We start from the raw sequence: 23,253 nt of genomic DNA, 5'->3' as shown, positions 1-23,253 counted from the left end.
TTGAATTTCACACTGCTCGCGCATGCCGCTCGAGTTAGTGACCGAAAATTTCAGGTCTGAAATTTTGAGAGACTCTCACATTGTTTAAGCGATAAACAATGTGCGTTGTTTTCAATTTTCAGCTTGTTCCAGATTGTTAAAGAGCATAATTATTCGCAATAGACTATTTGACTAATCTATTCTGAATAATCAGAAAAAATTTATGGTGGAGCTAAGCGGGATCGAACCGCTGACCTCCTGCGTGCAAGGCAGGCGCTCTCCCAGCTGAGCTATAGCCCCATAAAGGTTTTTTTAGTATCGATTAATCTCCTGATAAGATTCTTTCTTACTCGGAGGTCTTTTTTCTTAGGCAAGGCGTGGATTAGCGACGTTTACTTTTGGGTAAACAAGCTGAACCATAACGCAGCATAAGAGAAAAGTGGTAGGCCTGAGTGGACTTGAACCACCGACCTCACCCTTATCAGGGGTGCGCTCTAACCACCTGAGCTACAAGCCTATCGATACCGCACTTTAATTTCATCAGACAATCTGTGTGAGCACTTCACAAAAACACTTCAATGGTAAGGAGGTGATCCAACCGCAGGTTCCCCTACGGTTACCTTGTTACGACTTCACCCCAGTCATGAATCACAAAGTGGTAAGCGCCCTCCCGAAGGTTAAGCTACCTACTTCTTTTGCAACCCACTCCCATGGTGTGACGGGCGGTGTGTACAAGGCCCGGGAACGTATTCACCGTAGCATTCTGATCTACGATTACTAGCGATTCCGACTTCATGGAGTCGAGTTGCAGACTCCAATCCGGACTACGACGTACTTTATGAGTTCCGCTTGCTCTCGCGAGGTCGCTTCTCTTTGTATACGCCATTGTAGCACGTGTGTAGCCCTACTCGTAAGGGCCATGATGACTTGACGTCATCCCCACCTTCCTCCGGTTTATCACCGGCAGTCTCCTTTGAGTTCCCGACCGAATCGCTGGCAACAAAGGATAAGGGTTGCGCTCGTTGCGGGACTTAACCCAACATTTCACAACACGAGCTGACGACAGCCATGCAGCACCTGTCTCAGAGTTCCCGAAGGCACTAAAGCATCTCTGCTAAATTCTCTGGATGTCAAGAGTAGGTAAGGTTCTTCGCGTTGCATCGAATTAAACCACATGCTCCACCGCTTGTGCGGGCCCCCGTCAATTCATTTGAGTTTTAACCTTGCGGCCGTACTCCCCAGGCGGTCGATTTAACGCGTTAGCTCCGAAAGCCACTCCTCAAGGGAACAACCTTCAAATCGACATCGTTTACAGCGTGGACTACCAGGGTATCTAATCCTGTTTGCTCCCCACGCTTTCGCACCTGAGCGTCAGTCTTTGTCCAGGGGGCCGCCTTCGCCACCGGTATTCCTCCACATCTCTACGCATTTCACCGCTACACATGGAATTCTACCCCCCTCTACAAGACTCTAGCTGACCAGTCTTAGATGCCATTCCCAGGTTAAGCCCGGAGATTTCACATCTAACTTAATCAACCGCCTGCGTGCGCTTTACGCCCAGTAATTCCGATTAACGCTTGCACCCTCCGTATTACCGCGGCTGCTGGCACGGAGTTAGCCGGTGCTTCTTCTGTCGGTAACGTCAATCGTTGATGATATTAGCATCAACGCCTTCCTCCCGACTGAAAGTACTTTACAACCCTAGGGCCTTCTTCATACACGCGGCATGGCTGCATCAGGCTTGCGCCCATTGTGCAATATTCCCCACTGCTGCCTCCCGTAGGAGTCTGGGCCGTGTCTCAGTCCCAGTGTGGCTGATCATCCTCTCAGACCAGCTAGGGATCGTCGCCTAGGTGAGCCATTACCTCACCTACTAGCTAATCCCATATGGGTTCATCCGATAGCGCAAGGACCGAAGTTCCCCTGCTTTGCTCCTTAGAGATTATGCGGTATTAGCTACCGTTTCCAGTAGTTATCCCCCTCTATCGGGCAGATCCCCATACATTACTCACCCGTCCGCCGCTCGTCAGCGGGAAGCAAGCTTCCCCTGTTACCGCTCGACTTGCATGTGTTAGGCCTGCCGCCAGCGTTCAATCTGAGCCATGATCAAACTCTTCAATTAAAAAGCTTGATGCTCAAAGAATGTTTACTGTCGTATGTCTTCTTACGAAAACATATTACCTATTAGTTCATATATATGAATTAACGTGTTAGTCACTCTTCAAGACTTAAAATCAAATATTTTTTTGATAGTGTCCTGTGAGTGCCCACACAGATTGTCTGATAAATTGTTAAAGAGCGTTGCAGCATTTCATCGTGAAATTGACCTTCTGGGTCGTTGCTGCGAGGAGGCGTATAATACGTTTTCCTCCGTGAGAGTCAAGCAATTTTTTGCTTTTTCTTTTCATAATCTCTCGCTGCCGTTTCAGTGTTCACCGCGCTTTGCGTTGTCTTGTTCCCGGTCAGTGGATGCGCATTATAGGGAGTCAGAAAAATCTGGCAAGTGTTTTTTTGAAAATAATTTTCAACTGATTATCTTTTGCACTTCACGCCCAGTTTTAGACCAAAAAAAGCGATTTTCTAACCAAATTGATAAGAAAAAGGCGGCATATCGAATGCCGCCTTTAAGTTTTACTACTGAATCAACGAACTAAACTTCCTTCATTGATTACTGTTTTGCTACGATTTCGTTGTTTTCAACATCTAAAACAACAGGTTTTCCTGGAAGTAACCGACCAGACAAGATTTCTTGTGCTAGCGGATTTTCAATTTCCTGCTGAATTGCACGTTTCAACGGCCTTGCACCAAAGATTGGATCAAAACCTGCTTCACCAATTTTCTCAAGTGCTGCTGGTGTCGCGGTAACTTCATAACCGTGCTCTTCAAGACGTTTATATAAACGAGCCAACTGAATATTTGCAATATTCGTAATTTGCTCTTTGCCTAGTGGGTGGAAAACAACCACTTCATCAATACGGTTAATGAACTCAGGCCTGAAGCTGTGAGATACCACTTCCATCACCATATCTTTCATCTCTGAGTAACCAATCATGCCAAATCTTTCTTGAATTAAGTCAGAGCCCAAGTTAGATGTCATGATGATTACTGTATTACGGAAGTCTACAGTACGGCCTTGACCATCCGTTAAACGCCCATCATCCAACACTTGCAATAAGATGTTAAAAACATCAGGGTGTGCTTTTTCAACTTCGTCTAGCAAAATGACAGAATATGGACGACGTCTGATAGCTTCTGTGAGATACCCACCTTCTTCATAACCAACATACCCTGGAGGTGCCCCCACTAAACGTGATACCGCATGTTTTTCCATAAATTCGGACATGTCGATACGCACCATTGCATCGTCACTGTCGAACATAAAGTTCGCCAATGCTTTACATAACTCGGTTTTACCGACCCCTGTTGGCCCTAAGAACATAAAGGAACCAATTGGTCGATTGGGATCAGACAACCCTGCACGGCTACGACGGATTGCATTCGATACCGCCACTACTGCCTCGTCTTGACCAATCACACGTTGATGGAGTTGCTGTTCCATACGTAACAGTTTCTCTCTTTCGCTTTCCAGCATTCTTGAAACAGGGATGCCAGTCCAGCGCGCTAGAATTTCAGCAATTTCAACGTCAGTCACCTTGTTACGTAAAAGCTTCATGCTTTTACCTTCCGCTTTAGTTGCGGCTTCAAGTTGTTTTTCTAATTCAGGAATACGACCATATTGTAATTCAGACATTTTTGCTAAATCACCCATACGGCGCGCTTTTTCCATTTCGATACGCGTATTTTCCAGTTCTGCTTTAATATGCTGAGTGCCCGTTAACGAGGCTTTTTCCGCTTTCCACTCTTCTTCTAACGCAGAATATTCACGTTCTTTCTCTGTCAGTTCTTCTTCTAACATTTCAAGACGTTTTTTACTCGCCTCATCCGATTCTTTTTTCAGTGCTTGCTGTTCAAGTTTCAGCTGAATAATACGGCGTTCTAATCTATCTAAGGATTCAGGTTTTGAATCCATTTGCATACGCAGGCTTGCACCCGCTTCATCAATTAAGTCGATAGCTTTGTCTGGCAACATACGATCGGTAATATAACGATGCGATAACGTTGCTGCTGCGACGATCGCAGGGTCAGTAATTTGTACATGGTGATGAAGCTCATAACGCTCTTTCAAACCACGCAAAATTGCAATCGTGTCTTCTACTGAAGGCTCTGCGACATACACTTTTTGGAAACGACGTTCTAACGCAGGGTCTTTTTCAATGTATTGACGGTACTCATCTAACGTCGTAGCACCAACACAGTGTAATTCTCCTCGGGCAAGCGCAGGTTTCAACATATTCCCCGCATCCATTGCACCATCTGCTTTACCTGCACCAACCATGGTATGCAATTCGTCAATAAAGAGAATAACGTTGCCTTCTTGTTTTGCGAGGTCATTCAAAACAGCTTTTAAACGCTCTTCAAATTCACCTCGATATTTAGCCCCCGCAATCAAGGCCCCCATATCAAGGGATAAAACACGTTTGTTTTTTAGGCCTTCAGGTATTTCACCATTCACAATACGTTGTGCCAGCCCTTCAACAATGGCGGTTTTACCTACACCAGGTTCACCGATCAGCACTGGGTTGTTTTTTGTACGACGTTGTAATACTTGGATAGTACGGCGAATTTCTTCGTCGCGGCCAATCACTGGGTCTAATTTGCCTTGTTCTGCACGTTCAGTTAAATCAACAGTATATTTTTTCAAGGCTTGGCGCTGGTCTTCAGCGCTTTGGTCATTCACTTTTTCTCCACCACGCATCTGTTCTATTGCCTTTTTTAAATTATCTTTATTAACACCTGCTGCTTTGAGCATGTCTGCTAATGTTGTATTGGCTTCTAAAGCGGCGATAAGAAATAATTCAGAGGAGATAAAGTCATCTCCGTGCTTTTGTGCCAATTGATCACATAGGTTCAAGTGACGCATTAAGTCACTTGATGGTTGAACGTCTCCTGCCACACCTTGTACTTGAGGCAAACGCCCTAATGCATCTTCAATCTTTTGCTTAAATTGCACCGCGTTAACGCCAAGTGTCGTCAGCAAAGGACGGACTGTGCCACCTTCTTGATTAAATAAGGCACTTAATAGATGAATAGGTTCGATAAACTGGTTTTCACGCCCAAGGGCTAAAGATTGGGCGTCAGCGAGAGCTTGCTGGAATTTATTAGTTAAACGATCCAGACGCATAACACCTCCGATAAATGAGATTAAATTTGCTACTGGATACTAGATGAGGTCTATTTTTAAATATTCAAGTTTTGTATTGAATAATTTTTGTTATATCTGTTAATTTAGAGTAAAACGCTAAACACTAGTTATTTACCCATATCAAAGAAGCCATTCTTCCCGTTTTTCCCTCACGTCGGTAGGAAAAAAATCTGTTTTCATCACTTACCGTGCAAAAATCGCCACCATAAATGGCATTAATCCCTACCGCATTGAGCTTTTTACGGGCTAATAAATAGATATCAGCAAGATACTTTTCATTATGAGATGTAAAAGCAGAAGCTAAATCAGATGATTGATTAACAAACGCCTGTTTAACTTCAGAGCCCACTTCAAATTTTTTTGCACCAATTGCAGGGCCGAGCCACGCTATTATTTCATTAGCAGGACTAATAAATTGACGAACCGTATTTTCAAGAATGCCATTGCATAACCCCCGCCACCCTGCGTGAGCCGCTGCAACTTCTGTTCCCGCTTGATTACAAAATAAAACAGGCAAGCAATCCGCCGTCATAATGGCACAAACTTGCCCTGCTTGATTGCTATACACTGCATCTGCTTGTTTGTTTTTGATTTCACCACCATTAAGATGAAGAACGTGCGTACCATGGACTTGCTCAAGCCACACGGGTTGTTGTGGTAATTGAGCAAGTTCAACAAGGCGCTGGCGATTTTCACTGACGGCTTCAGGGCGATCGTCTACATGGTCGCCAAGATTCAAACTGTCAAAAGGTGGCAGGCTCACACCACCCGCACGGGTTGTGCTACAACTTGATACGCTTTTAGGCTGCGGCCAATCAGGGAAAATCAGTGTGCTCATTACCAGTCCATATTGTCTTTATGAAGTTCAGTATCTGCCTTTAAGGCTTCAATAAGCTTAACCATATCATCAGGTAGTGGTGCATGCCACTCCATTTGAATACCTGAAATTGGGTGATATAAGCGCAGCATTGTTGCATGCAGTGCTTGCCTATCGAAATTACGCATCACTTCTAAAAACTCTTCCGTGGCACCTTTTAATGGGCGAGGACGGCCACCGTATAATTGATCGCCAATTAATGGATGGTTAATATGTGCCATGTGAACACGAATTTGGTGCGTTCTACCCGTTTCTAAACGTAAACGTAGACGCGTGTGTGCTCTAAAATGCTCCATGATGCGGTAGTGTGTGACCGCTGGTTTACCCATTGGGTGAACCGCCATGTGAGTTCTTTTCGTTGGGTGGCGAGAAATCGGCTCTTCAACCATACCACCAGCAGTCATACGACCCACCGCCACCGCTTCATACTCACGCGTAATTTCTCTTAACTGTAAAGACTCGACTAGATGGGTTTGTGCTGGAACGGTTTTTGCGACCACCATTAGTCCAGTGGTGTCTTTATCAAGACGGTGAACAATCCCTGCTCTTGGAACATCAACAATTTCTGGGTAACGGTATAATAAAGCATTTAGGATTGTTCCGTCTGGGTTTCCAGCCCCTGGGTGTACGACTAATCCACGCGGTTTATTAATAATTAGGATATCTTCGTCTTCATAAATAATGTTAAGTGGAATATCCTGAGGTTCCCAACGATTATCTTCTTCAATAAGGGCATCGATTAAAATTTGTTCACTACCTAAAACTTTTTCCTTTGGCTTATTGATAACTTTGCCATTAACCTGCACTCTATCATCTAAAATCCACTCTTTTATGCGTGAACGTGAATAATCAGGGAACAATTCGGCCAAAGCCTGATCTAAACGTTGACCGAGCTGTGATTCAGCGATAGTTGCACTAAGTTGTACTTGTTGAGCCATAAATTAATCTACTTTTTGGTGTTTGTATTTTGACGGCGCTGCCGTTTCATTTAAAATATATGCTATTGTAACTCGAATTTTGCCGGGAGCCTTATGGATAGACTCCCTCGAAACACTCAGAGGATAACCTACACGTGATGATACGTATGAAAAATCTGGTGGCTGCAGCCACGTTGAGCCTGGTTTTAGCTGGGTGCTCCAGCAACCCTGAAGTCAGCCCTGATAGCTCCCCAGCTGAAATCTATGCAACGGGTCAGCAAAAACTACAGGACGGTAACTTTAAAGCTGCCATCAAACAGTTTGAAGCCCTTGATAACCGTTATCCGTTTGGCCCATACGCCCAGCAAGTTCAATTAGACCTGATTTACGCCTATTATAAATCAGCTGAGCTGCCTATGGCGATAGCGGCAATTGACCGTTTCATGCGTTTAAACCCGACTCATCCAAATATTGACTATGTACTTTACATGCGCGGTTTAACCGCTATGGCCTTGGACGATAGTTTACTGCAAGGCTTATTCGGTATCGACCGTTCAGATAGAGACCCTCAGCACGCTCGCGTCGCCTTTAAGGACTTAAGCCAGCTAGTTCGCTACTATCCTAACAGTATGTATGCAAACGATGCTAGCAAGCGCTTAGTCTACTTAAAAGAACGTTTGGCAAAATTCGACCTTTCTGTGGTTGAATATTACAACAAACGAGGTGCTTATGTCGCGGTTGTTAATCGCACAGAACAAATGCTGAAAGATTACCCAGACACTGAAGCAACACGTAATGCCTTGCCATACATGGAAATTGCGTATAAACAAATGGGTTTAAACCAAGAAGCAAATAAAGCCGAAAGTATTATTGTTGCGAACCCACAATAATCTCGAGTTTGATCTAAAACAGCAGCCTCGGCTGCTGTTTTTGTTTGTCTGATTGGCTTCCAATCGTTACCGTATTCTTTTACTTTTTTATTTGTATTAATCAATCTTTTAGATTAGCTAAATTTTAACCCAAAAAAAGATCCGACTATTAACCGTACCGATAGCCAACCTAATCAGTCTCCACTAATCCATTCATTTTGGCAATGCTTTTCCTCCCCTTTTTTATACAAAATCACACTTCGGATGCGTGTTGACTCTCCCCTGAATCAGATGTGATCTACATCAATTTTTTATTACTGATAACGCGTATTCTGAATTCATCAAAGACGGAAACAATGAGAGGTAACACTATGATAGTGAACATAACTAGCAAACAAATGGATATTACCCCAGCTATTCGTGAACACATTGACAGCCGTCTAACAAAATTGGATAAGTGGCAAGTTTCCCTGATAAATACGCATATTGTTTTATCAAAAGAGCCACAAGGTTTCATGGTTGATGCAAATATCAAAACAGCGACAGGTAAATTAGTCGCTAGCGCCAAACATGAAGATATGTACGTTGCAATAAATGAACTGATCAACAAACTCGAAAGACAACTCAATAAAGTGCAACATAAAGGAGAATCAAGAAGAGCCAACAATAGTGTAAAAGAAGCGAACCTCGTTACGTTATAATTTTATATTATCTATCAACTTATCTTGAAACTTTGTAAAACGCGCCTGCAATAGGCGCGTTTTTTATGTTTATGATTCTTTTTTATTGACTTCTTATTGCGTATCGGGTTTATTTGAATCAAGTTTATTTAAAGGTATTCACATGAAACGTAATTTTGTTTTCTTTTTCTTCTTTAGCAACTCCTAATTAGGGGCTTTTGTCGTTCAAGAAAGAAAAGAAGACAAAATTAGAAAGCCCCCAACTAGGGGGCTTTTTTTATATCACGACATTACAGGGTGGGCAGGATGGAAAACAGCACTAATTTACTGAAAGTAAGAGAAAAAATAAGCCAGTTAGATAGTGAGCTCCTAAACCTTTTGGCAAAACGCCGTGGGTTTGCAGCAGAAGTTGCGGAAACAAAAATTGATGACAACCGCCCTATTCGTGATAAAGACCGCGAACGTCAGCTTTTAGATGTGTTAATTAATAAAGGTAAGCTACTGGGGCTTGACGGCTTTTATATTACTCGCTTATTTCAGATGATCATTGAGGACTCTGTATTAACCCAACAAGCGATTTTACAAAAGCACTTAAACTTAACACCAAGTGACACTGCCCGTTTTGCTTTTTTAGGCCCCAAAGGTTCTTACTCACATATCGCGGCTCGCCAATATTCGGCCCGCCATTTTGACCAACTCGTCGAATGTAGCTGTAATAAATTCCAAGATATATTTTCATTAGTCGAAAGTGGACAAGCAGAGTACGGTATTTTACCGATTGAAAATACCAGTTCTGGCGCCATTAATGATGTTTATGATTTACTGCAAAATACATCACTCTCTATTGTGGGGGAAATCCGTTTACCCATTAACCACTGTTTGCTTACCACGGGTAATACTGATTTAAGCCTCATTGACACGGTTTACAGTCACCCCCAACCTTTCCAGCAATGCAGCCAATATTTAGCCCAGTTCCCACAGTGGAAAATAAAATATTGCGACAGTACATCAACTGCGATGCAAATGGTGGCGGAGCAAGACTCCCCTAATGTTGCAGCCCTGGGCAGTGAAGCAGGTGGCGCACTGTATAACTTACATGTTGTTGAACACAATTTAGCAAACCAACAAATCAATATGACCCGCTTTATTGTCGTTGCACCACAGTCTATTGAAGTCACTGAACAAGTTCCTGCTAAAACCACGTTATTAATCACCACAGGTCAGCAAGCTGGTGCATTGGTTGATGCGCTAATTATCTTAAAAAATAATAAGATAATTATGAGTAAATTAGAGTCTCGCCCAATTAATGGCAAACCTTGGGAGGAGATGTTTTATGTGGATGTTCATGCGAACTTACGTTCAGATAACCTGCAACAAGCACTCAAAGAACTTTCTGCGATTACGCGCTCAATAAAAGTGTTAGGCTGCTATCCATCTGAAAATATTGTTCCCGTTGAACCTGAAAAAGTAGCACCATAATTAAACGTAAAAAGGCTGCTTAAATAGAAAAGCAGCCTTCATTCAAAATTATACCGTCGTTTCTGACTGGTAGTTAGAATTAACGCGGAAGTAATTCACGAGTTTTTTTAGATGGAATGCTTGTTCATTTAATGAGTCTGCCGCCACAACGGACTCCTCGACTAAGCTAGCATTTTGTTGCGTGGTTAAATCTAACTGCCCTACAGCACTGTTAATTTGTGAAATGCCATCGCTTTCTTCTTGGCTTGCTTGGCCAATTTCTCGTAATAGCGTGTTCATTTCTTTCACACTATCAATCATGCCATGAATTTGTTCTGTCGCTTTCTCTACGAGCTCCATACCTTCTTTGGTTTGCGATGAAGAGTTCTCAATCAGCCCTTTGATATCATTGGCTGATGCCGCACTTTTTTGTGCCAATAAACGTACCTCTCCCGCAACGACCGCAAAACCACGACCATGTTCGCCTGCTCTTGCCGCTTCAACCGAAGCATTTAATGCCAGAATATTGGTTTGGAATGCAATGGAATCAATTAAGTTAATAATATCAGTCATCTGTAATGATGACGTATTAATAGCTCGCATTTTATTCGTCAGCTGATTCATCATTTGACCATTATTCTGCACAACAACGGCCGCTTGTTCCGCTAACATACTTGCTTCATGAGTATGTTCAGTGGTGTTTTTTACTGTTGAGGTAATTTGTTCCATAGAACTTGCTGTCTCTTCAACAGATGCGGCTTGTTCTTCGGTGCGGGCGGCTAAGTTCTGGTTACCTGCCACAATTTGTCCAGCGGCCGCGGAAATACTTTCAGAGCCTCTTTGCACCTCTTGAACAATTTCAACTAACTGGCCTTTCATGTCATTCAATGCATTTAATAAAATACCTGTTTCATCTTTTGAATCTACTTTAACGTCTTTCGTTAAATCACCACTCGCAATAGACTGCGCTAAACCAACCGCATTTTCGAGTGGTCGGGTTATCATAATGGTAATAAACCAGCCCATCGCACAACCCGCAGCAATGCTGATCACAGAAAGAATCGCCAGTAAAATTTTATTGCTTTCATAATGGGTATTGACGGTACGCCCAATATCCTGCATTTCTAAATCTTGGATAGCCATTAGCGTTTGAATATGGTCTCGATAATCACGCTGAATGCTAGACGTTTTTACCATCATTTCATCAATAGCCGCTTGACGGTTATTTTCAGAAAGGAATGTATTGATACGAGCGATTGATGCATGAAATTGTTGGCGAATAATTCGCAATTCAGAAAGGACTTCTTTAGAACGATCATCCGTGACATTTTTTTCTAAGCTGTCCATCAATTCATTAATTTTCAATGTAATTTTGGCTAACTCTTCACGTCGCTTATCACTCCCTCGGTCATCAAGTAAAATCAATTCTTGAATACCAATAAATGAATAAAAATTATCCATCATCTGCCCTGCTGTTGAGGCAATGGGGTAACTTTCATACAGAACTTGTTTCATTCCATCATTGGCTCGGTTCATATTGGCCAAAGAAAAGAGTGAGCTCAGGATAATAAGCGTAACAAATCCCCCAAATGCTATCGTTAACTTCATACTAATTTTGAGATTTTTAAAAGACATATGTTTACCACGCTAGCCATCGTTGAATGAGTAATGTTATCGGTAAAATACGTCACATCTTTACCAGATAAATCGATCGATAATTAAATATCAATTTTATAAATCGATTAATTTACCCTTAAATAGAGGAAGATATCTGTTTTAGATTAGAAAGGAGATTTTTCAATAGAAAGCACAGGAAATAAGTAAAATTACTTATTCAAAATAAAATATCGAATTTAGAAGGTCGAAAAAGAAAGATTACCTGAAATAACAAAAAATTAACAGTAAAAAAGCCCTCTATTGCAAACAATACAATAGAAGGCGGGGATAATTACTTACGATTATCGTTGGCGCGTTGCAACAATGACTGGCTTTCTTTCATAAAATGGTGAGCATCTTCGCCGAACCACTCACTAACTTGATTAAACTGGCGAATAAATTCTGCTTTATCTTTATTTTCAAGCATTTCAATAGACTGCCCTAAAAGCTGATGATAACGGCGAATTAATTCTACGTTTTTATCTGAAGACATGATGATATCTGCATACAACTGGGGATCTTGAGCAAATAACCGCCCCACCATCGCAAGTTCTAAACGGTAGATGGGAGATGACAACTCAAGAAGCTGCTGTAAATCGATATCCTCTTTCGCCAAATTTTGCCCATAAGTGAACGTCGTAAAGTGGCGCAATGCTTGGATAAAACTCATGTTTTTATCATGCTCTTGCGCTGAGATTTCTTTCAAACGCGCCCCCCAAACTACTAGCTGTTCAAGGAACCATTGATAAGACTCAGCACCACGGCCATGACAATATGCAAAAACTTGTTTTGCTACGCTGCCAATATCGGGGCCAAACATCGGATGAAGCCCCAGAACTGGCCCTTCATGTGCCGCTAGCATGGCTTCTAATGGTTGTTGCTTGATAGATGCGATATCCATCAAAATAGTGTCTTTATCCAATTTTGGCAGTTGATTAATCACCTGAACAGTTAAGTGGATAGGTACGCTGACCACCACCACACTTGCACCCGCAACAATCGATTCTGCCTGCGGCCAATCATTTTGATTCAGCGTTTTTACTTGGTAACCTGACAACGTCAGAAGACGATGGAATAACCTCCCCATCTTCCCATCGCCACCCACAATAACTATTGGGCCAGCATTCGGGTTGAGTGTCTTGAAACCTTTGTCATTTTCGCGTGCGTAAGACTCACGCATGATCCGCCGTAAAATATCCTCAATCAGATCAGGCGGGATCCCCATACGTTCTGCTTCGGCGCGCCGAGCCGCTAGCATGCTCGACTCACGCTCAGGTACATAAATTGGCAACCCATGTAAGCTTTTGACTTCGCCAACTTCCGCCACAAGTTGCAACCTTTTAGCTAGTAAATCCAATAAGGATTTATCAACCGCATCAATTTGGTCCCGTAAATGGGATAACTCAACAGACATACTAATACCTTGATCAGCTCACTTTGCTCAATTTCTGCGTGCGTTGTTCAAGCACAGGCAATAATGCCTGATGTAAATGACGCAATACAGTCTCTGTTGTCTGCCAGTTAATGCAGGCATCTGTTACAGAAACGCCGTACTGCATCGCATCGCGTGGCTGTTCAGATGTTTGGTTGCCTTCATTAATATGGCTTTCCAGCATAATACCTGTAATTGACTCATTACCATTAACAATTTGTTCGATAATTGAATCAACCACCAGTGGCTGACGGCGGTAATCTTTATTTGAGTTACCATGACTGCAATCCACCATTAGGGATGGTTCCAGCCCCGCTTTACGCATTTCAGCTTCACACGCCGCGATATCTTCTGCGCTGTAGTTGGGTGTTTTACCACCGCGTAAAATCACATGACCATTGCTGTTGCCTTTGGTGTGCAATAAGCAAACTTGGCCCGATTGGTTAATTCCCATGAAACGATGTGGCATTGCAGCCGCTTTCAATGCATTAATTGCGGTAGATAAACTACCATCAGTCCCATTTTTAAACCCTACAGGCATTGAGAGTCCTGATGCCATTTCACGGTGGGTTTGTGATTCAGTGGTTCTTGCACCAATTGCAGACCAGCTGAATAAATCCCCTAAGTATTGTGGGTTATTTGGGTCTAATGCTTCAGTTGCCAGTGGCAGCCCCATATTGACTAAGTTAGTCAATAAGTCGCGAGCAATATGAAGGCCTTTTTCCATTTGGAATGAACCATCCATAAATGGATCACTTATTAAGCCTTTCCAGCCCACAGTTGTCCGTGGTTTTTCAAAATACACACGCATCACAATATATAAGCTATCACTTAACTCTTCGGCTAATTTTTGTAGGCGTTCACCATATTCAATCGCAGCATCCACATCATGGATTGAGCAAGGACCACATACCACGAGTAAGCGAGGATCACGTTGATGGATAATATCCGCAATAACTTGACGCGATGTCGCAATGGCATGCAGGTTGCTGTGACTCAGCGGATATTTCTCTTTCAGACTCTCAGGAGTGATTAATACCTGCTCGTCTTGAATATTCACGTTGTTGAGTACATCTTTTTGCATGATCATTTTTTACCTACTTAATTAGCTTATATTTGCTTGGTTTATTGTTTACATATTGTGTTTGAGTGCATGGGTAATAACATACCATGCATCGTAAACAATTCAATCCATTTATGTAAAATATTTCCACATCAGTAAACAATAATTTACATCAAATTAACCTACTGATAAATAATTAATTTAACAAAAAATAAACATTAAAATAATTTAAATTAGAACTATGATGCATTATATTGTAAACATTTATTTACGATTAATGAGTTAATTTCTCAACCATATTCTAAATAATTCGAGTTGTGACTAGGCGGCAAAGTGAGGACATCGCAGGGAGCATACATAAATATGTGACCTGTTGGCCGAGCGAAGCCAACATCGCTACAGTTTGAAATAAGCTTCCTCAACCATATTCTAAATAGTTCGAGTTGTGACTAGGCGGCAAAGTGAGGACATCGCAGGGAGCATACATAAGTATGTGACCTGTGTGGCCGAGCGAAGCCAACAACGCTACAGTTTGAAATAAGCTTCCTCAACCATATTCTAAATAGTTCGAGTTGTGACTAGGCGGCAAAGTGAGGACATCGCAGGGAGCATACATAAGTATGTGACCTGTGTGGCCGAGCGAAGCCAACAACGTCACAGCACGAAATATGAAGAATAAAAAGGCCCGCACTAAGGCGGGCCTCTTCAACTTTCGGATGTAGCGAAAGCGTATTACTTGGCGTTCAGACGCTCTTTGATACGAGCTGCCTTACCAGAACGCTCACGCAGGTAGTACAGTTTAGCTCTGCGAACAGCACCACGGCGTTTAACAGCAATGCTATCTACGACTGGTGAGTGAGTTTGGAAGACACGCTCAACACCTTCGCCGTTAGAAATTTTACGAACAGTGAATGCAGAGTGCAGACCGCGGTTACGAATAGCGATAACCACGCCCTCGAATGCCTGCAGACGTTTTTTAGAGCCTTCTACGACCCATACCTTAACTTCCACAGTATCACCCTGACGGAATGAAGGTACGTCCTGCTTCATTTGCTCTTGTTCAATTTGTTTAATAATGTTGCTCATAATAACTCTCTTACCCTAGGTAAACTGATATGTTTAGACAATTAATTGTCTGGATTCATTTGTTGCTCAGACTGATATTCACGTTGGAACTCAGTCAGCAACATCCTCTGCTCGTCAGTCAGAGCTAGGCTTTCCAGAAGCTCAGGTCTTCTAAGCCAGGTACGGCCAAGTGATTGTTTCATGCGCCAGCTATCTATTTTAGCGTGATTCCCCGAAAGTAATACATCCGGGACTTGCATGCCATCTAACACTTCAGGGCGGGTATAGTGAGGACAATCTAACAAGCCATCAGCAAAAGAATCTTCTTGAGCTGAAGCTTGATGACCAAGCACCCCTGGTATAAACCGAGATACTGAGTCTATCAACACCATTGCAGGGAGTTCCCCACCACTGAGAACGTAATCGCCGATTGACCATTCTTCGTCAACTTCGGTTTGAATGATACGCTCATCAATGCCTTCATAGCGGCCACAAACAAGTATTAATTTCTCATTGGTTGCCAGCTCGCAAACACCGTCTTGACTTAGCTTGCGCCCTTGCGGTGAAAGATAAATAACCTTTGCACCCTCACCAGCCTCAGTTCTTGCTGCGTTGATTGCATCCTTAAGCGGTTGCACCATCATCAGCATGCCTGGACCACCTCCGTAGGGGCGGTCATCAACAGTTTTGTGCCGATCGTGAGTAAAATCCCGCGGATTCCAGCACTCAAATGTGAGTAGGCCATTTTTCACTGCCCGACCAGTTACCCCGTACTCGGTTATTGCGCGGAACATTTCGGGAAACAGGCTAATTACACCAATCCACATGATATCGTCCCACTTATCAAAACCGTTCAACCGGAGATTTAAAAACCAGGATCCCAATCCACTTCAATGAGTTTAGCATCGAGATCGACTTTCTTGATAACCTGCCCATCAAGAAACGGAACCAACCGCTCCTTGATGCCAAATGCATCTTTTAAATTCGCCTTAATGACCAGTACATCATTCGAACCAGTCTCCATCATGTCAGTGATGGTACCAAGGTCATAGCCTTGTAACGTCACTACGTGGCAGCCCATCAGGTCTTTCCAGTAGTATTCGTTTTCTAACTCAGGAAGTTGGGTTGAATCAACCGCAATTTCAAAGTTAGTCAAAAGCGCAGCTGCATCGCGGTCATCGACCCCATTCAGCTTGACGATGATATCCTTGTTATGATGTTTCCAGTCTTCAATTTCAATGTGTTGCCATTGACCTGAACGTTGGATAAACCAAGGCTGATACTCAAAAATACTTTCAGCATGTTCGGTGGACGAAAAAACTTTGAGCCAACCACGAATACCGTATGCCGCACCTAATTTCCCCAATACGATTGGGTTTTCAGGTGGCTGTAGTTTAGTTTGCTTGCTCATTGTTACCACCGCGACAGATTAAGCTGCTTTCTTAGCTTGTTTGACCAGTTGTGCAACACGGTCAGAAATAGTTGCGCCTAAGCCAACCCAATGCTCAACACGGTCCAAGTCTAAACGCAGTTCTTCTGCTTGACCTGAAGCGATCGGGTTGAAGAAACCGATACGCTCAATGAAACGACCGTCACGCGCATTGCGGCTATCGGTTACAACGATTTGGTAGAACGGACGTTTTTTAGCGCCGCCACGAGATAAACGAATTGTTACCATAACATCCTCATTAGTTAACAAAACAACCAGACTCCATCGAGGGATAGAGTCCGGCTGTCATATAAAAAGCCCGAAAAGTTTACTCACTTTGACGCAAAAATCAATCAAAAGTGCGTTTTGTTTGAGGCTTTATTGCTTAACGCCCCGGAAAACCCGGAGGCATCATACCCTTCATGCCGCGCATCATCTTGGCTAAGCCACCTTTTTTCATTTTCTTCATCATGCGTTGCATATCATCAAATTGTTTTAAAAGACGGTTAACTTCTTGCACGGTCGTTCCCGAACCTGCCGCAATACGGCGTTTACGAGAACCTTTAATAATCTCTGGTTTTTCGCGCTCTTTGCGCGTCATGGAATTAATCATCGCTTCCATACGAACCGTGATTTTATCATCCATTTGGGATTTAACAGCATCTGGTAACTGGGACATTCCAGGCATTTTGCTCATCATGCTCGCCATGCCCCCCATGTTACGCATTTGTTTTAATTGACTTAAAAAGTCATTTAAATCAAAACCATCACCCGTTTTTAGTTTTTTCGCTAATTTTTCTGCTTCATCACGGTCAACTTTGTGCTCAATCTCTTCAATCAGAGAAATCACATCACCCATCCCAAGGATACGGGATGCAACACGTTCTGGGTGGAACGGTTCTAAGGCATCCGTTTTTTCACCGACCCCTAAGAATTTAATTGGCTTACCTGTAATTGCACGAATCGACAGCGCAGCACCACCACGCGCATCACCATCAACTTTGGTTAATACAACCCCAGTCAGTGGTAAGGCTTCATTAAACGCTTTTGCGGTGTTCGCTGCATCCTGCCCCGTCATCGCATCGACGACGAACAAGGTTTCCACAGGCTTAATAATACGATGGACCTCTTGGATTTCTTCCATCATCGCTTCATCAACGTGTAAGCGACCTGCGGTATCCACCAATAATACATCGTAGAATTGAAGTTGAGCGTGCTTTAACGCTTTTTGCACGATAGCCGCGGGTTTTTCTTGCACATCTGATGGAAAAAAATCAATACCAACAGATTCAGCTAAGGTTTCAAGCTGTTTGATCGCCGCTGGGCGATAGACGTCAGCAGAGACCACTAAAACTTTTTTCTTTTGCTTTTCTTTTAAGTGTTTACCTAGTTTCGCAACGCTGGTTGTTTTACCCGCACCTTGTAAACCCGCCATTAAGACAACCGCAGGCGGCTGAGCCGACAAGTTGAGTTGATGGTTTTCTTCCCCCATCGCTCGGGTCAGTTCATTTTGAACAATTTTGATGAACTCTTGGCCTGGTGTTAAGCTTTTATTTACATCTTGACCAACGGCACTTTCTTTGACTTTCTGGATAAATTCACGGACAACTGGCAACGCTACGTCGGCTTCCAGCAATGCCATGCGAACTTCACGTAATGTATCTTTAATATTGTCATCAGTGAGACGTCCACGTCCGCTGATATTGCGCAACGTGCGCGAGAGTCTGTCGCTTAAATTATCAAACATATGTCTTAGCTCAATTCTGTTGATGGGCCGATGTTTAGCCTAATCTGGTTGCTAATACACCTAATTTCAAGTGTTTTAGTGTCAACAAGTTGAATTATAAGTAGCAAACCTTCAATCAAATGAAGGAAAAAGCACGATAAAAAATATTTTCCCGATTGTACCACATCCGCTATTTTTTCGCTGCCCTCTGTTTGAAACAGATTATACAAGCTATGATAGCGTTAGTTTCATTGTTATCTGTACAACCCTATAGGTACATGAAATGCTATCTATCGTGAATATACCGCTATTGGCTCGGCCAATAGTTGGAGCCTGCTCCCGTACACGTTATACTATAAAATAACTTTCCACTAAAAATGAATATCGACACTATACTATGCCAGTATTTGCAGTCATAGCAGTTTGTACATACATGATTAGCCTACTGCTGATCGTCCCAGGCCAAGTGCGTAAACAACCCCTTTATCGCCGTTTGGCGATACTACTTGCGATTGTTGCATTAGTGACGCACGCCATCACACTAAAATTACTCATTTTTAGTGAGGCCGAAGGGCAGAATCTCACCCTATTAAACCTTGGTTCAGCGGTGAGTTTACTGATGTGCTTAATTATGACGGTTGTCGCCTATTGGGGAAAAGCGTGGTATTTAACCCCGATAGTGTACAGTTTCGCTATCATTAATTTAATGCTTTCTACCATTATGCCTGGTGAGTTTATTACTCACCTAGAAGCCAGCGTGCCTCTATTTGTACATATTGGCTTGGCCTTATTAAGCTATGCCACGCTACTCATTGCTGCCTTGTATGCATTTCAAGTTGCGTTAATTGATCACCAACTCAAAAATAAAACCTTAAAATTTAGCCCTGATATGCCGCCAATGATGGTGGTAGAGCGTAAAATGTTTCACATCACCCAAGTGGGTGTCATTTTACTAACTCTGACTTTATGTACAGGGTTTATTTATATGGATAATATCTTTGATAAAGAAAATATCCATAAATCTGTGCTATCAGTGATTGCTTGGTTTGTCTACATTACTTTACTTTGGGGCCATTTCCACGGCGGCTGGCGCGGAAAACGTGTTTTATTCTTCCATGTTGCTGGCTCAATCATTTTAACGATGGCTTTTTTTGGTAACCGTCTACTCCAACAGTTTATGGTACCTTGAGTTTTTCTAACCTTTCCATATTGTAATAAGGAACCTTGTTTTGGATGATGTGTCTACCAGTACGCTAATCATCATACTGATTGTTTTAATTTTTATGTCAGCCTACTTCTCTGCCTCAGAGACGGGGATGATGACATTGAATCGCTATCGTTTAAAACACTTGGCAAAACAAGGTAATCGTTCGGCAATTCGAGTCGAAAAACTGCTAAAACACCCTGACAAACTGCTCAGTCTTGTCCTGATTGGCAATAACTTAATTAATATCGTCGCCTCAGCCTTAGCCACCATCATTGGTATTCGCTTATATGGTAACGCGGGTGTCGCGATGGCAACTGGGATCTTAACGTTTGTGATCCTTATTTTTGCGGAAGTGATGCCAAAAACATTAGCTGCGCTCTATCCAGAAAGAATCGCCTTCCCCAGTAGCTACTTTCTCAAGCCATTGCAAATCATTATGATGCCTGTGGTATGGACCTTTAATACTATTTCCTCACTACTTTTGCGTTGTTTAGGCATTCGCTCCTTAACGGCTCGCACAGATGCGGTAAACAAAGAAGAGCTGCGTACTATTGTCAATGAATCAAAGCATAAAATTAGCCGCCGCAATCAAGACATGCTGATTTCAATACTGGATTTAGACAAAGTGACGGTGGGTGACATCATGCTGCCAAGAAATGAAATTGTAGGCATTGATGTTAATGATGATTGGAAGTCAATTATAAGACAACTTACACATTCCCCCCACGGTCGAATTGTGCTTTATCGCGATTCTCTCGATGATTCGATAGGGATTTTGCGTGTCCGAGAAGCTTATCGATTGATGATGGAAAAACGAGAATTCAATAAACAGAACCTGATAAAAGCCTCAGATAACATTTATTTCATCCCAAATAGTACACCACTAAATGTTCAGCTCATTAATTTCCAACACAAAAAAGAAAAGTTAGGGATTATTGTGGATGAGTATGGCGAAATTCAAGGACTTATCACAGTAGAGGATATATTAGAAGAAATTGTTGGTGATTTTACCACATCGATGTCACCGTCTTTAGCAGAAGAGGTTCTACCTCAAAGTGATGGTAGCGTCCTGGTGGACGGCACTGCTAATATCCGTGACCTAAATAAGGCTTTTGATTGGAATTTGCCTGTAGACGGCCCTAGGACGGTTAACGGCATGGTGTTAGAGGTCATTGGAGATATTCCGCAGCTTGAAGAGCAAATCGTGGTGGGTCATTACATGATTGAAGTGTTAGCGATGAATGAAAATACCATCAAGCAAGTGAGGATCACACCGCTCACTTTTAGCTCGCAAGTCCCCGACTTATAAACTTTTCACCAAAAATAAAGCGCCAACATGTTTAAGGCGCTTTGTTCATAAGAGCACACCAAGAGATTAAACGTGAAGCTGTTCCAGCTTATCTGCAGGTAATGCTAAATCGTCATTTTTATTGATACCAATATTTGAGGACAACACATTACGTGCGATTTGCTGAGCTTCTTCCAGTGAATGCATTTTATAAGTACCACACTGATATACGTTCAACTCAGGGATTTTATTTTGGTCTTTGACGTTTAAAACATCTTCCATTGCGGCTTTCCATGCATCAGCAACACGCTGCTCAGCAGGCTGACCAATCAAGCTCATATAAAACCCTGTACGACAGCCCATCGGGGAGATATCGATAATTTCGACACCGTTACCGTTAAGGTGGTCACGCATAAAACCTGCAAACAAGTGTTCTAATGTGTGAGTCCCTTTTTCCGTCATCGCTTCTTCATTTGGCACGGTAAAACGCAAATCAAAAACAGTGATGGTATCACCACTTGGCGTTTTCATCGTTTTTGCCACACGAACAGCGGGCGCTGCCATGCGAGTATGATCGACAGTAAAGCTATCTAATAATGGCATTTCGTGACCTCCTCAAAAATTAAAAATATATTTTTAAAATAAATGAAACTATTTTGAAAATGCGGAGTCTTAATTAATGAAAGACGCGCAATTTGTTATCATCCCTAATTCTCTAAGAGATTTTTATTTGGCCACCTTGAGTGGCCACTTTCTTTTAGCGTCCTGCGTGAATGCGTAGATAGTCTTCAAAGGATTCAGTTTCGCTCTGTTCCATCGCCGCTTGTTTCTCAATAGAAGCTAACCTTGCTTGTTCAAACTGTTCTTCCGTGATCACTTCATACGGCTCATTGATTAACTGTTCAAAATATTTTTCAGCTAATTCTAATCCATAACCACCGATGCCTTTTTCTAACATCTCATCCATAACTAACGCAGAGTATGTTAGGGTTGGGTCTTCAAACATCGCAACAAACTGATGGCAAACATCTTGATATTTCGCGTCACAACAAGTGTCGAGCACTTCAGCGACACGAATCAAATCATTAAATAACTGCTGGCCAACTTCCACTAAAGGTTTCACTTCGCTACCACAACCAAAACCAATCACTTGGCCAGGTTTGCGCCCTTCGAGGATCACTCGGTTCCAGTTTTGACGACAACAATCAAGTTCCTGAGCATTCATTTCTGGCGCATCGGCAAGCACGCACCATATTAAGAATAGATCAACAAAACGCGCTTGGGTTTCATTTACACCAATCGCACTGAATGGGTTGATGTCTAAAGAGCGCACTTCAATGTATTCGATGCCCCCACGCAATAACGCATCAGAAGGCGACTCAGTGCCTTTAGGGACGCGTTTAGGTCTTATTGGGGCATAGAGTTCATTTTCAATTTGCAACACGTTAGAGTTAAGCTGAACGTATTTACCATCTTTTTTCACACCTAGCTTTTCAAACTCAGCGGAAGGCTTATGAATGGCTTTTTTCAAATTTTCAACGTATTCACCCAGCTTATTAAATGTAATATTCAAATCGCTTTGTGATTTATTGGTATAACCAAGGTCGCTCATGCGTAAAGATGTCGCATAAGGTAAATAGTAAGTTCCACATTCTGTTTTATCGAATGTTAACGTGGTATCTCTGTCTTTTAAGAAAGAGCCACAAATGGCAGGAGATGCACCGAATAAATATGGGATCACCCAGCCAAAGCGATAGTAGTTTCTGATCAAGCGTAAATAGCCATCAGAAATTTTTTCTTTACCGCTTTCACTTTCAGGATCGTCAACACCAGCCCATGCCTGCCAAAACTCAGTTGGCAAAGAAAAGTTATAATGCACCCCTGCTATCGTCTGCATCAATGCGCCATAACGATTTTTAAGGCCTTCACGGTACAGGGTTTTAAAGCGCCCGACGTTAGAAGTACCATATTGAGCAAGAGTGATTTTATCTTCACTTTCGATAAAGCACGGCATACTGAGTGGCCACATTCTTTCATCTTGAAGGTGACGTGCAGTATAGCGATGTAAATCCCTGAGAAAAGCCAAGTTATGGCTAATGCTTTTATCTACAGGAGTAATAAATTCGAGTAAGGACTCCGCAAAATCTGTCGTGATCCATTTATGTGTTAAAGCTTGTCCCAGCCCTTCAGGGTGCAACGTTTCTGCAATTGAGCCTGTAGGCGTCACACGCAATGTTTCGCGCTCAATACCACGTTGAATACCATTTAGTGTTTCTGGGTGCGCCTCTAACCATGAGAGCGCTTTCGATACGTCCGGGATCAAATCGACCTCCCGCCTGTGATG

General features: G+C 42.6%; 18 protein-coding genes, 2 tRNA genes, 1 rRNA gene and 1 other annotated feature. Of the genes, 5 read left to right on the top strand and 16 right to left on the bottom strand.

Annotated features, from left to right (window positions below):
• Positions 1-203: 203 nt before the first annotated feature.
• From M1F05_RS04580 to rluD, 6 genes are all read right to left on the bottom strand, one after another.
• Positions 204-279 (bottom strand) — tRNA-Ala (locus tag M1F05_RS04580).
• Positions 280-419: 140 nt separating this feature from the next.
• A tRNA-Ile gene (locus M1F05_RS04575) sits at positions 420-496 on the bottom strand.
• Positions 497-561: 65 nt separating this feature from the next.
• Positions 562-2,101: ribosomal RNA gene (locus tag M1F05_RS04570) — 16S ribosomal RNA — on the bottom strand.
• Positions 2,102-2,647: 546 nt separating this feature from the next.
• The gene (gene clpB, locus M1F05_RS04565; protein ID WP_206084782.1) at positions 2,648-5,221 is read right to left on the bottom strand and encodes an ATP-dependent chaperone ClpB; all 2,574 of its coding nucleotides are present in this window, start codon (positions 5,219-5,221) and stop codon (positions 2,648-2,650) included.
• A 124-nt stretch (positions 5,222-5,345) separates the two neighbouring features.
• Positions 5,346-6,080 carry a purine nucleoside phosphorylase YfiH gene (gene yfiH, locus M1F05_RS04560; RefSeq protein WP_206084781.1) on the bottom strand — a complete coding sequence of 245 codons (735 nt, stop codon included), beginning with the start codon at positions 6,078-6,080 and terminating at the stop codon, positions 5,346-5,348.
• Positions 6,080-7,057: a 23S rRNA pseudouridine(1911/1915/1917) synthase RluD gene (gene rluD / locus M1F05_RS04555; RefSeq protein ID WP_047757334.1), complete on the bottom strand. Its 978-nt coding sequence runs from the start codon at positions 7,055-7,057 to the stop codon at positions 6,080-6,082. The genes yfiH and rluD overlap by 1 nt, the downstream gene beginning before the upstream one ends.
• A 137-nt stretch (positions 7,058-7,194) precedes the next feature.
• Here rluD and bamD point away from each other — a divergent pair, with 137 nt between their 5' ends.
• From bamD to pheA, 3 genes are all read left to right on the top strand, one after another.
• Complete coding sequence (gene bamD, locus M1F05_RS04550; RefSeq protein WP_206084797.1) at positions 7,195-7,926, top strand: outer membrane protein assembly factor BamD; 732 nt, start codon at positions 7,195-7,197, stop codon at positions 7,924-7,926.
• 350 nt (positions 7,927-8,276) lie between these two features.
• Positions 8,277-8,606, top strand: a complete 330-nt coding sequence (gene raiA / locus M1F05_RS04545) for a ribosome-associated translation inhibitor RaiA (protein WP_206084780.1) — start codon at positions 8,277-8,279, stop codon at positions 8,604-8,606.
• Positions 8,607-8,747: 141 nt separating this feature from the next.
• Positions 8,748-8,866 (top strand) — a sequence feature (Phe leader region).
• A 25-nt stretch (positions 8,867-8,891) separates the two neighbouring features.
• Positions 8,892-10,064 carry a bifunctional chorismate mutase/prephenate dehydratase gene (gene pheA, locus M1F05_RS04540; RefSeq protein WP_206084779.1) on the top strand — a complete coding sequence of 391 codons (1,173 nt, stop codon included), beginning with the start codon at positions 8,892-8,894 and terminating at the stop codon, positions 10,062-10,064.
• 48 nt (positions 10,065-10,112) lie between these two features.
• Here pheA and M1F05_RS04535 read toward each other — a convergent pair whose 3' ends face one another.
• The 8 genes from M1F05_RS04535 to ffh all read right to left on the bottom strand — a co-directional run bounded on the left by M1F05_RS04535 (position 10,113) and on the right by ffh (position 18,435).
• Positions 10,113-11,678, bottom strand: coding sequence for a methyl-accepting chemotaxis protein (locus tag M1F05_RS04535; RefSeq protein ID WP_206084778.1), 1,566 nt, complete (start codon positions 11,676-11,678; stop codon positions 10,113-10,115).
• Positions 11,679-11,991: 313 nt separating this feature from the next.
• Positions 11,992-13,113 carry a bifunctional chorismate mutase/prephenate dehydrogenase gene (gene tyrA / locus M1F05_RS04530; protein ID WP_206084777.1) on the bottom strand — a complete coding sequence of 374 codons (1,122 nt, stop codon included), beginning with the start codon at positions 13,111-13,113 and terminating at the stop codon, positions 11,992-11,994.
• Positions 13,114-13,126: 13 nt separating this feature from the next.
• Entirely contained in the window at positions 13,127-14,221 is a 1,095-nt protein-coding gene (locus M1F05_RS04525; RefSeq protein ID WP_272516353.1) for a 3-deoxy-7-phosphoheptulonate synthase, read from the bottom strand.
• A 705-nt stretch (positions 14,222-14,926) separates the two neighbouring features.
• Entirely contained in the window at positions 14,927-15,280 is a 354-nt protein-coding gene (rplS, locus tag M1F05_RS04520; protein WP_047757186.1) for a 50S ribosomal protein L19, read from the bottom strand.
• A 41-nt stretch (positions 15,281-15,321) separates the two neighbouring features.
• On the bottom strand, positions 15,322-16,086 hold the full coding sequence (gene trmD, locus M1F05_RS04515) for a tRNA (guanosine(37)-N1)-methyltransferase TrmD (RefSeq protein WP_047757187.1): 765 nt from the start codon (positions 16,084-16,086) through the stop codon (positions 15,322-15,324).
• 38 nt (positions 16,087-16,124) lie between these two features.
• Entirely contained in the window at positions 16,125-16,670 is a 546-nt protein-coding gene (gene rimM, locus M1F05_RS04510) for a ribosome maturation factor RimM (protein WP_047757188.1), read from the bottom strand.
• A gap of 18 nt (positions 16,671-16,688) precedes the next feature.
• Positions 16,689-16,937: a 30S ribosomal protein S16 gene (gene rpsP, locus M1F05_RS04505; RefSeq protein ID WP_004924887.1), complete on the bottom strand. Its 249-nt coding sequence runs from the start codon at positions 16,935-16,937 to the stop codon at positions 16,689-16,691.
• Between the two features lie 136 nt (positions 16,938-17,073).
• Complete coding sequence (gene ffh / locus M1F05_RS04500) at positions 17,074-18,435, bottom strand: signal recognition particle protein (protein WP_206084776.1); 1,362 nt, start codon at positions 18,433-18,435, stop codon at positions 17,074-17,076.
• 376 nt (positions 18,436-18,811) lie between these two features.
• Between ffh and M1F05_RS04495 the strand changes: the two genes are divergently transcribed.
• Complete coding sequence (locus M1F05_RS04495) at positions 18,812-19,603, top strand: inner membrane protein YpjD (protein WP_206084775.1); 792 nt, start codon at positions 18,812-18,814, stop codon at positions 19,601-19,603.
• 40 nt (positions 19,604-19,643) lie between these two features.
• Positions 19,644-20,930, top strand: coding sequence for a CNNM domain-containing protein (locus M1F05_RS04490; protein WP_206084774.1), 1,287 nt, complete (start codon positions 19,644-19,646; stop codon positions 20,928-20,930).
• 66 nt (positions 20,931-20,996) lie between these two features.
• Here M1F05_RS04490 and luxS read toward each other — a convergent pair whose 3' ends face one another.
• Entirely contained in the window at positions 20,997-21,512 is a 516-nt protein-coding gene (luxS, locus tag M1F05_RS04485) for an S-ribosylhomocysteine lyase (protein WP_206084773.1), read from the bottom strand.
• Between the two features lie 154 nt (positions 21,513-21,666).
• Entirely contained in the window at positions 21,667-23,232 is a 1,566-nt protein-coding gene (gene gshA, locus M1F05_RS04480) for a glutamate--cysteine ligase (protein ID WP_206084772.1), read from the bottom strand.
• Between the last annotated feature and the right edge of the window lie 21 nt (positions 23,233-23,253).

It is taken from the genome of Providencia sp. PROV252, from assembly GCF_033676005.1.
Taxonomy (GTDB): Bacteria; Pseudomonadota; Gammaproteobacteria; order Enterobacterales; family Enterobacteriaceae; genus Providencia; species Providencia vermicola.
Note: the sequence above shows the minus strand (reverse complement) of the source record. Positions and strands in the feature narration are given on the sequence as shown.